The organism is Actinomadura darangshiensis (assembly GCF_004349235.1).
Taxonomy (GTDB): domain Bacteria; phylum Actinomycetota; class Actinomycetes; order Streptosporangiales; family Streptosporangiaceae; genus Spirillospora; species Spirillospora darangshiensis.
Window position 1 is genome coordinate 1 of sequence record NZ_SMKY01000555.1, and the last position, 2545, is coordinate 2545.

Consider the following 2545-nt stretch of genomic DNA (forward strand, 5'->3'; position numbering starts at 1 on the left):
AGGGCGTCGTCAACAAGATCAAGTACCTCAAACGGCAGTACTACGGACGCGCCGCCCTCCCGCTACTCCGTAAACGGATACTCCTCACATAAGCACACCCCGTCACCACCGGAATCTTGGAAGAGCCTAATGAACGGCGGATCCGATGATCAAGGAGACGCCAGGTGACTGACACCCTCGTTGAGGGCGAGTCCGGGGAGCAGCCGGTCGAGGCGCCGCAGGGTGCGGCGTCGGACGAGCAGTTGGTCGCGATGCTGGTGGACCGTGCTCGGCCCCAGGGGCCCGCCGCTGACCGGGGAGGGCGGGCTGTTGCAGCAGCTGACCAAGCGGGTACTGGAGTCCGCTCTGGAAGGTGAGATCACCGACCACGTCGGCTACGACAAGCACGACCCCTCCGGTCGGGACAGCGGCGACAGTCGCAACGGGACGCGGGCCAAGGCCGTGCTGACCGACGTCGGCCCGGTCGAGGTCAAGGTGCCGCGGGACACCGGCGGCACTTTCGAGCCCCAGATCGTCCGCAAGCGGCAGCGGCGGGTGTTCGGAATCGGGCGTGGGGCTGCGGGGTTCTTGTTCGTGTGATGCACGGTGAGTACAAGGTTCCTGGCGGCAAGCTGGTCGTCGCCGATGTCGATGTTGTGGACGGGCTGCTGCGCGGGGCGAGGATCAGCGGGGACTTCTTCCTGGAGCCCGACGAAGCTCTGGACGCGATCAACGCTGTTCTCGACGGGTTGCCCGCGGGGCTCGATGCCCGGGCCATTGGTGTGCGGGTGCAGGCCGGGTTGCCGCGCGAGACGGTCATGCTCGGCATCACCGCGGAGGCGGTCGGGATCGCGGTGCGGCGGGCCGTCGCGCGGGCGTCCGACTGGCGTGATCATGATTGGCGGCTGATCCACGAGCCGCCGCAGGAGCCGGCGCTCCACATGGCACTCGACCAGGTCCTCGCCGAGGAGGTCGGTGCGGGGCGGCGTCCGCCGACGTTGCGGGTGTGGGAGTGGGCGGGACCGGCGGTGGTGATCGGCAGCTTCCAGTCCTTGCGCAACGAGGTCGACGCCGAGGCGGCCGAGCGGCACGGTGTCGACGTGGTCCGCCGGATCAGCGGTGGTGGCGCGATGTTCATCGAACCGGGCAACACCATCACCTATTCGCTGTACGCGCCGGGGACGCTCGTGGCGGGCATGTCGTTCGCCGAGAGCTACGCGTTCCTCGACGACTGGGTGCTGGGCGCGCTCGGCGAGCTCGGAATCAGGGCCTGGTACCAGCCGTTGAACGACATCACCTCTGACCAGGGCAAGATCGCGGGGGCGGCGCAGAAGCGGCTCGCCGCCGGCGCGGTGCTGCATCACGTGACCATGGCGTACGACATCGACGCCGACAAGATGGTGCAGGTGCTCCGGATCGGCCGGGAGAAGGTCTCCGACAAGGGGATCGCCAGTGCGGTCAAGCGGGTGGATCCGCTGCGCCGGCAGACCGGTCTTCCTCGCGAAGAGATCATCGACCGCATGATCGGCCACTTCCGTACGGGCTGACCTCCGACCAGGTGACGGAGGACGAGCTTCGCCTGGCCCGCAAGTACGTGACGGACAAGTTCGACACCTCCGAGTGGACCGCCCGAGTTCCCTGACTCCGGGCCGCTGTACCGACTTTGGGTGGGTCTGGCTTTCCAGGTGTGCGCCGGGCTTGGCGGTCCGTGCGCTGGCTTGGTTGCTGCCTGGGCCCTCTCGGCTCTAGGCGCTGACTGTGCGTGGGGTCGGTCAGGCGACTGTTGGGGTGGAGTCGCATTGGGCGGGTGTGTGAGCGGTTTGAATGTCGCGGTCTGCTCGTTCGGGGCGGGCTATGAGGTGCCAGGCCGCTAGGGCGGCGGTCATGTAAGCGGCGCCTATCAGGGTGAATGAGAGCGCCGCGCCTTTCGTCCAGTCGGAAGAGGCGCCCAGGACGGCGCCGACGGCCGCGATACCGATCAGGGTGCCTGTCTGCCGGCCGGTGTTGAGGACGGAGCCCGCGATGTTGCCGTTCGCGGGCCCGGCGGCGTCGACCATGACGGTGGTCATGGCGGGGGAGACGATGCCGCCGGCGATGCCGGTCACCGCCAGGGCGGCCGCGATCGTCCAGTACGGGGTGGTGGGGGTGATGGTGGTCAGGACCAGGGAGGCCGCGGCGGCCACCAGCAGGGCGACGATGAGCAGCGGGCCGTTCGGGATGCGGGCCGACAGGCGTGCGAAGGCCAGGTTGGCGAGGGGGATGAAGATCGTCAGCGGCAGGATCTGCAGGCCGGCCCGCAGGGGGTCGGCGTCGGCGGCGTGCTGGAAGTACAGCCCGACCAGGAAGAGTGTTCCGTAGAACGCGGCGTTGAACAGGAACCCCACGGCGTTGGCGCCGGTGAAGAGGGGGCCGCGGAACAGTGCCCATGGCATGACGGTGCTGCGGGCACGGCGTTCCCTGAGTGGGAGCAACGCGGCGGTCGCCGCCACGACGGCGGTCGCGGTGAGGACGGAATCGGCCGTCCAGCCGCGGTGCGGTCCTTCGATCAGGACGAAGCTGAGTGCGC

Annotated in this window: 2 protein-coding genes and 1 pseudogene; 2 read left to right on the plus strand and 1 reads right to left on the minus strand. The window is 68.8% G+C overall.

Annotated elements, in window-relative coordinates:
- Window positions 1-222 precede the first annotated feature (222 nt).
- Together E1293_RS46285 and lplAB are read left to right on the plus strand one after the other, a co-directional pair.
- Window positions 223-546 (plus strand): annotated as a pseudogene (locus E1293_RS46285) (transposase); the annotation flags it as partial.
- A gap of 32 nt (window positions 547-578) precedes the next feature.
- A complete protein-coding gene (gene lplAB / locus E1293_RS46290; protein WP_207939530.1) occupies window positions 579-1526 on the plus strand; it encodes a lipoate-protein ligase LplAB in 948 nt (315 codons plus the stop codon).
- A 225-nt stretch (window positions 1527-1751) separates the two neighbouring features.
- Here the strand turns inward: lplAB and E1293_RS46295 are convergent.
- On the minus strand, window positions 1752-2545 hold a 794-nt coding region (locus tag E1293_RS46295; RefSeq protein ID WP_132206413.1), incomplete at its 5' end, for an MFS transporter.